The sequence below is a fragment of the Protofrankia sp. CiP1_Cm_nod3 genome (genome assembly GCF_982290655.1).
The window spans coordinates 1-6,976 of the sequence record NZ_CEVIVD010000025.1; the positions used below are offsets into that span (position 1 = coordinate 1).

At 73.9% G+C, this 6,976-nt stretch carries 5 protein-coding genes and 1 pseudogene; 2 read left to right on the top strand and 4 right to left on the bottom strand.

Features of this window, described 5'->3' with window-relative positions:
- Positions 1-161 precede the first annotated feature (161 nt).
- Positions 162-710, top strand: a pseudogene (locus AC5LUJ_RS07570) (D-alanyl-D-alanine carboxypeptidase family protein); the annotation flags it as partial.
- Between the two features lie 539 nt (positions 711-1,249).
- On the opposite strand, the gene AC5LUJ_RS07575 reads toward AC5LUJ_RS07570, so the two are convergent.
- Positions 1,250-2,422, bottom strand: coding sequence for a YihY/virulence factor BrkB family protein (locus tag AC5LUJ_RS07575; RefSeq protein ID WP_493464698.1), 1,173 nt, complete (start codon positions 2,420-2,422; stop codon positions 1,250-1,252).
- Between the two features lie 129 nt (positions 2,423-2,551).
- The gene (locus AC5LUJ_RS07580) at positions 2,552-3,436 is read right to left on the bottom strand and encodes a serine hydrolase domain-containing protein (RefSeq protein WP_250286147.1); all 885 of its coding nucleotides are present in this window, start codon (positions 3,434-3,436) and stop codon (positions 2,552-2,554) included.
- Between the two features lie 91 nt (positions 3,437-3,527).
- Between AC5LUJ_RS07580 and AC5LUJ_RS07585 the strand changes: the two genes are divergently transcribed.
- Positions 3,528-4,814, top strand: coding sequence for an NAD(P)/FAD-dependent oxidoreductase (locus AC5LUJ_RS07585; protein WP_250292507.1), 1,287 nt, complete (start codon positions 3,528-3,530; stop codon positions 4,812-4,814).
- A gap of 231 nt (positions 4,815-5,045) precedes the next feature.
- Here the strand turns inward: AC5LUJ_RS07585 and mdh are convergent, their stop codons facing one another.
- Both mdh and AC5LUJ_RS07595 read right to left on the bottom strand, forming a co-directional pair.
- The gene (gene mdh / locus AC5LUJ_RS07590) at positions 5,046-5,978 is read right to left on the bottom strand and encodes a malate dehydrogenase (RefSeq protein ID WP_250286673.1); all 933 of its coding nucleotides are present in this window, start codon (positions 5,976-5,978) and stop codon (positions 5,046-5,048) included.
- 594 nt (positions 5,979-6,572) lie between these two features.
- Positions 6,573-6,878, bottom strand: coding sequence for a DUF3017 domain-containing protein (locus AC5LUJ_RS07595; protein ID WP_250286671.1), 306 nt, complete (start codon positions 6,876-6,878; stop codon positions 6,573-6,575).
- Positions 6,879-6,976: the final 98 nt, after the last annotated feature.

Consider the following 6,976-nt stretch of genomic DNA (forward strand, 5'->3'; position numbering starts at 1 on the left):
CGGTTCCGCCGCCCCCACCGGTTCCGCCGGCGTCCCCGGCGGACGCCCTCGGCGGCCCGGCGCTCGCGAGCCACGGGGTGGTGGTCAGCCCGCAGGCGCTGCCGCCTCCCCCGCAGGTCACGGCTGCCGCCTGGCTCATCGCCGACGCCGGCAGCGGCGCGGTGCTCGCGGCGCGGGACGCGCACGGCCAGTACCCGCCGGCGAGCACGCTCAAGATCCTGACCGCGCTCACCCTGCTGCCGCGTCTGCCGCCAGCCCAGCAGGTGACGGTCAGCGACGCGGCCGCGCGGATCGACGGGACCCGGGTCGGGCTCGTGCCGGGCATGACCTACAGCGTCGCGGAGCTGGCCACCGCCATGATCGTCGCAAGTGGCAACGACGCGGCCACCGCGCTCGCCGAGGCCGCCGGCGGCACCGCGGCCACGGTCACGCTGATGAACCGGACCGCGGCGGACCTGGGCGCGCACGCCACCCACGCCGGCGACCCCACCGGCCTGGACGCCCCTGGCCAGGCGACATCGGCGTACGATCTCGCTCTGCTGGGCCGGGCCGCTCTCACCAGTCCCGCGGTGAAGGGGTTCCTGACGGTCCCGCGGGCGACGGTCCGGGGCCGGGGCGGCGCCTCCTTCGAGATCCAGAACCACAACGACCTGCTCGGTTCCTATCCGGGGACGATCGGCGTCAAGAACGGCTACACCATCGCGGCGGGCGCCACCTACGTCGGCGCGGTCCGGCGCGGCGACCACACGCTCATCGTCACCATGCTGCGGGCGGCACCCGCGTACGCCGGCGACGCCCGCGCCCTGTTCGACTGGGGGTTCACGCACGTCGGCTCGGTCACCGCGGTCGGGCAGCTGCTGCCCCGGGTCGACGCGGCGGTGCACGCCGAGCCCGCGGCCCACGTGGCGCACGCGGCCGCCAGCGGGCCGGCCCGGGCAGGCGCCGGTCACGACGGGGGCACCGGCCGGAACGGGGCCGGCACGGACGGACGTGGCACGGCGGAGGCGTCCGGAGAGACGTCCAGGGAGGCGTCCAGCGGCGGTCACACCGTTGGTCCGGTCACCTGGACCGCTGTCGCGGTGACGCTGCTCGCCGTGGCGCTGGCCCTGCGCCGACGTCGTGCGCGGCGGCCGCTCCCGGGCGTCGGCATGCCGCCCGGAACGGCGGCGCGGCCCGCGGTGGCGCGGGACCCGCCCGCGTCCGCCGCCCCGGTCACGGTTCCGGGGAGCGGGCTCGTGCGGATCGTGCCTCAACCGCGTGGCGACGCTGCCGACGGCCCTGGCCGAAGCGCCGGCACGTCCACCCCGTCATCGGCGGAGCCGGCAACAGCGCCGGTGGGCGGCCTGGCCGCCGGCGAACCGGCGGGTGGCGGGTCACCGGCCGGTCCGGCCGCTCCGGCCGCTCCCCCGGCGGCCTCGGTGCCGCCATCCGGGACGGCCGTGACAACCTCCGTGGCGCCGTCATCCGGAACAGCCACGGCGGCCTCGGTGGCACCGTCACCCGGGACAGCCACGGCGGTGCCGGACGGGACGACGTCGGAGTCGTAGGGGGCGGTCACCGTCCACGCCGCGACCAGGAGGGTCCAGCGCAGCACGATGTTGATCCAGATGAGCAGGCCGACGATCACCGCGAACGTCCCGTACACGGGATTACCGGTCGTCATCCCGACCAGCCAGGTGCCGAGGAGCTTGAGGCTCTCCACCCCGACGGCGCCGAGCATGGCCCCGCGCACCACCCGGCGACGGTCAGTGATCGACGGCAGCCAGAGGAACAGGCACAGGAAGATCGTCACATCCAGTGCCAGCGCGATGCCGAGGGCGAGCAGCGTGGTCACCACCGTCGCCGCGGTGCTCCCGGACAGGCCGATCCCCTCCAGGAACGTCCCCGACACCGAGGTGATGACGCTGGTCACCGCGATGGACGCGAACACGATCAGCCCGAGCCCGACTAGGACGCCGAGGTCCCGCAGCCGGCGCACCAGCGCGTTGCCGACGTCCACACTCTGGTGCCAGATGATCCGGATGGCGTCCCGCAGCGCGTTGATCCAGGCCAGCCCGGCCAGCAGCAGACCGGCCAGACCGATCAGGCCGACCCCGACCTTCGAGTTGCCGATACTGGCGATGTCGAGCTTGTCCGCCATCCCCGGCAGATAACTGTTGATCTGGTTGACCAGTTCCTGCTGGACGTCTGGATACGCGTCGACCACGAACCCCGTGATCGAGAAGGCCAGCGCCACCAGCGGGAAGAAGGACAGGAAGGCGAAATACGTGGCAGCCGCCGCGAGCCGGTCACCGCCGTCCTCGACATACCGGTGATAGCCACGTATGGCATGGTCGACAAAGGGTCTCCCGCGGCGTACGGAACCCGCGACGCCGGATGCCTTCCGTGCCCCGGAGCGGACCGCGCTGATCGGATTGGCCATCGGTTGCTAACTACCCACGAGCCCGGTGCCATCACACCCGGCGGGCCCGCCGTACCGGCCGGGCGGCGGGATCCACCCGGTGGCCCGGCCCCCGCCGGGCGCGGGAGCACGCCGGCACGGGTAACGCGCTCAGCCCGGGATACCGGCCGCGCGGACGGCGGCCACCACGTCGTCGGACAGCACCGGCCACGCCTGCGCCGCCCAGGTGCCGAACTCGCGGTCGGTCAGCGCCACACAGGCCGCCCGCGGCGCGGGATCCACCCACAGGAACGTCCCGCTCCGGCCGAAGTGACCGAACGTGGCGGGAGAGTTGGTGCTGCCCGTCCAGTGCGGCTGCTTCCCGCCGCGGATCTCGAAACCGAGCCCCCAGTCGTTCGGCTTCTGCGCGCCGAAGCCCGGCAGCACACCGACGAGGCCGGGGAAGGCCACCGACGTCGCCAGCGCGAAGGTGGCGGGAGCCAGCAGGCGCGGCGCCAGCAGCTCGGCGGCGAAACGGATCATGTCGTGCAGGTTCGACCACACCGCGTGCGCGGGCGAGCCCCGCAGCTCGGAGGAGCCCATCCCCAGCGGCGCGAACACGGACTCGGCCAGGTAGTCGGGGAAGGCGATCCCGGACGCCTTCTCAAGCGTCTCCCCCAGGAGCTCGAAACCGGTGTTCGAGTAGATCCGCCGCGCCCCGGGCTCGGCCCGCGGCCGGCTGCCGGCGAACTCCAGGCCCGAGGTGTGGGCAAGCAGGTGCGCGACGGTCGAGCCCGGCGGGCCGGCCGGGTCGTCGAGGGCGAAGACCCCTTCCTCCACGGCGATCAGCACCGCGTAGGCGGACAGCAGCTTCGACACCGACGCCAGCCGGAACAGCCTGCCCGCGTCCCCGACCGACCAGGCGTCCCCGACCGGCCCGGCGGCCGTGACCGCGCCGGGGGCATCACCGGCGGAATCCGCGGGACCACCGGAGACGAGCACCGCGACGGCCGCGTTCTCCACCGGCCAGGCGGCCACCTGCGCAAGGGCATCCACCTGATGAACTGTACGAACCTCCTCACGCGGGCGTGTGCCCAACGCACTGGGACACTGGGCCGATGTGGCGACACCGACATCTCCCAACACCATGAGCGCGTCCGCGACCGTCTCCCCTGCGTCCCCGGCCGCGTCCCCGGCGGCGCACGGGCCGGCCACCGAGGCCGGCCCGGCCGGGACCATCGACCTGCTCGTCGTCGGCGCCGGCCCGGCCGGCTGCGCCGCCGCCCTGCGCGCGCTGCAGCTGCGGCCACACACCCGCGTCGTGCTGCTCGACGCCGCGGACTTCCCCCGGGACAAGGCCTGCGGTGACGGCATCGCCCCACACGGCCTGGACGTCCTGCGCGCGCTCGGCGTGCCGGACGCGGCCGCCGGGTTCACGCCGGTGGACCGGATGCGGCTGCGCGCGCCGGGCGGCGCGCAGGTGGCGACCCCGTGCCCGCGGGCGAACTACGTGGTGCCACGCAAGATCTTCGACGCCCGCCTGGTCGCCGCCGCCCGCGCGCGCGGAGCCGTCCTGCGGCGCGAACGGGTGCGCTCGGTGGTGGCGGGCGGCGCCGCCGGCGATCCGGTGCTGGTCAACGGCCACCTGCGGGCCCGGGTGGTGATCGGGGCGGACGGGGCGAACTCGGCCACCCGGCGCGCCCTGGGCATCGGGCCGAACCCGCCGGAGGCGCTGGCCATCGCCGTGCGCGGGTACGCCGACGCGCCGTCCGCCGACCGCCCGCCCGAGCAGCTCATCGAGATGACCGACCAGGGCTGGCCGGCCTACGCCTGGTCGTTCCCGATCGGGGACGGCCGCGCCAACATCGGCTACGGGATGCTGCGTTCCAAGCTCGACGAGATGCACGGCGACGGTGGCGGCGGCGATGGTGGCGGCGATGGTGGCGGTAGCGGCCGGGCCGTCCTGTACGGCACCCTGGCCCGGATGCTCGCCGACCAGCCCGCGTATCCCGGGACGCTGCGCGCCCACCACCTGCCCCTGTCGACCTGGCGGCCCCGCCAGCCCGACGGCCCGGTGCTGCTCGCCGGGGACGCCGCGTCACTGATCAACCCGCTCACCGGTGAGGGCATCTACTACGCCCTGCTGTCCGGCTCGCTCGCCGGCCAGGCCGCCGTCACCGCCGCGCCGGGCGCGGCCGGCGCGGCCTACCGGCACGCCCTCGACCGCGAGCTCGGGCGGCACCTGCGCCACACCACTCTGCTGGCCGAGCTCGCCGGCCGGCATCGCACCCTGATGGACGCCGCCGTCGCGGCCGCGAGCCACCGCACCGAGCTCTTCGACACCCTGCTGGAGATCGGCCTGGGACGCGGCACAATCCCCACCGCGTCACTGGCCCGGCTGGCCGTGCGCAAGCTGGTGGCCGGCTGGCAGTGAGCGCACCGGCCGGGGCGGGCGATGGGCCGTCAGCCAGCTGGTGCCCTCGTGCCGCCGGCATCCCGCCGCGCCGGCCGTGCCGCGCCGGCCGTGCCGCTCCCGGCTCGTCCCGCCGGCCGGTCCGTCCCGCGGTCGGCGGCGCGGCCACAGGACGGTCGACCAGCTGCTGGCCGCTACGGCAACGCGCCGTGGCAGCCAGCAGCTGCTACAGAAAGTTACAGATTCAGAACGTTACAGGTTGGCGACGTCGGCCTGCTTGGCCCGGACGGCCTCGGCGGCAGCGGACAGCGCGGCCTTCTCCTGCTCGGACAGGTCGATCTCCACGACCTTCCTCACGCCGCCGCGGCCGATCTCGGCGAACACGCCGAGATAGACACCGGAGATGCCGAACTCGCCGTCCACCCACGCGCATGCCGGTATCACCGCGCCGGAGTCCTCGGCCACGGCCTTGACCATCCGGGCGGCGGCGGCGGACGGCGCGTAGTACGCCGACCCGGTCCTGAGCAGCGCGACCACCTCGGCCCCGCCGTTACGGGTCCGGGTCACCAGCTCCTCGATCTTCTCGGCGGGGAGCAGGTCGGCGAGCGGCTTGCCGTCCACCGTGGAGTGCGAGGGCACCGGGACCATGGTGTCGCCGTGCGAGCCCAGGGTGAGCGTGCGCACCGACTTCACCGGCACGCCGAGCTCCACCGCGACGAAGTTGGTGAAACGGGCGGTGTCGAGCAGGCCGGCCTGGCCGATGACCCGGCCGCGGGGGAAACCGAGGACGTTCGCGGCGAGCGCGGTCATCTCGTCCAACGGGTTGGACACCACGATGACAACGGCCTCGGGCGAGGTCTTCGCGATGTTCTCCGACACCTGTCGGACGATCTTCGCGTTGACCTCGATCAGGTCCAGCCGGCTCATGCCCGGCTTGCGCGGCAGGCCGGCGGTGATGACGACGACGTCCGACCCCTCGGTGTCGGCGTAGTCGTTCGTCCCGACAACCGTGGTCTCGAAACCCTCGATCGGCCGCGACTGGTTCAGGTCGAGAGCGAGCCCCTGCGGTTTGCCCTCGATGATGTCGGTGAGGACAACCGTGTCGAAAATGTCGTACTCAGCAAGGCGCTGCGCGGTCGTGGAACCATAGAAACCAGCTCCGACAACGGTTACCTTCCCACCCATCGGTGTCAGCCCCTCAGTTTTTCGATGATGGCGTCAATGTATTCCGCCGTCCCGTCGGCGGCCGGGCCGGTACGGTACGGTCCGGCTTCGGATCGTGGATGGCGCCGAAACCGCAGCCCACGAACGAGGCAGCCGCCGCGGGCACTCGAGCCGCCGTCTCGGTGTACCCGGGCCCGCTCCCGTCACCGGGGATCAGGGGGACGCTATGAGCCGGCATGTGTACTGTTCGCCCCGCTTAGCTGAACATGGTATTCGGATGATGTTCGGACAATGCTCCGGATATCGAGAGGCTACCGCGATCGCCTGCGAGATGGGCGGCGAACTCCGCCCCTCGGGCCGGCCGGGCCGCCCGCGGGACCACCGGGATCGCCGCAACGGATGCTCCGCCCCGAATACCCGCCGGCAGCGGCCCCGCCGCCGCGCGCCGCCGAGTGCGACATTCCTGAGCCCGCCCCGGCCACGGCCGGTACGAGCCCGGCCGCTCACCGCGGAACGCCCACCGGGAGCGGCACTCCCCAGCCACAGCTGGCACAGATCCTGGCCGCCCACCGCTGGATGCCGGCCAGGGGATGACGACCGCGGCCGCCACGGCCCTCATGACCCCGGGGCCGGTACCGCCAACGTCACCGCGATGATCGTCACGCCGAGTGCCGCGAGCGTCGCGACATCGAAAACCCTGCTCCGGACGGCGAGCAGCCCGGCCCGCCGGGCAGGAAGGACCAGCCGCAGGACGGCCCCGGCGAGCAGGACGATGCCCAGCCCGAGCAGCCCGCGTCGCCAGTGATCCTGTGACACGAACACCAGAGCGACGATCGCCGCGCCCAGCACGACCGTGAGCACCGGGTCCCAGCCCGGCGGCGAGCGTCTCCGGGCCAGGTGCTGCCGGCGGCCGGCGCTCATAGTGGGGTCACCAGCACCGGCACCGGCACGGCCGCGCCCCGCCGGCCGGGAGGCCGGCCGGAACCGGCAGCCCCTGTCCGGACACGGTTCCCCTGCCA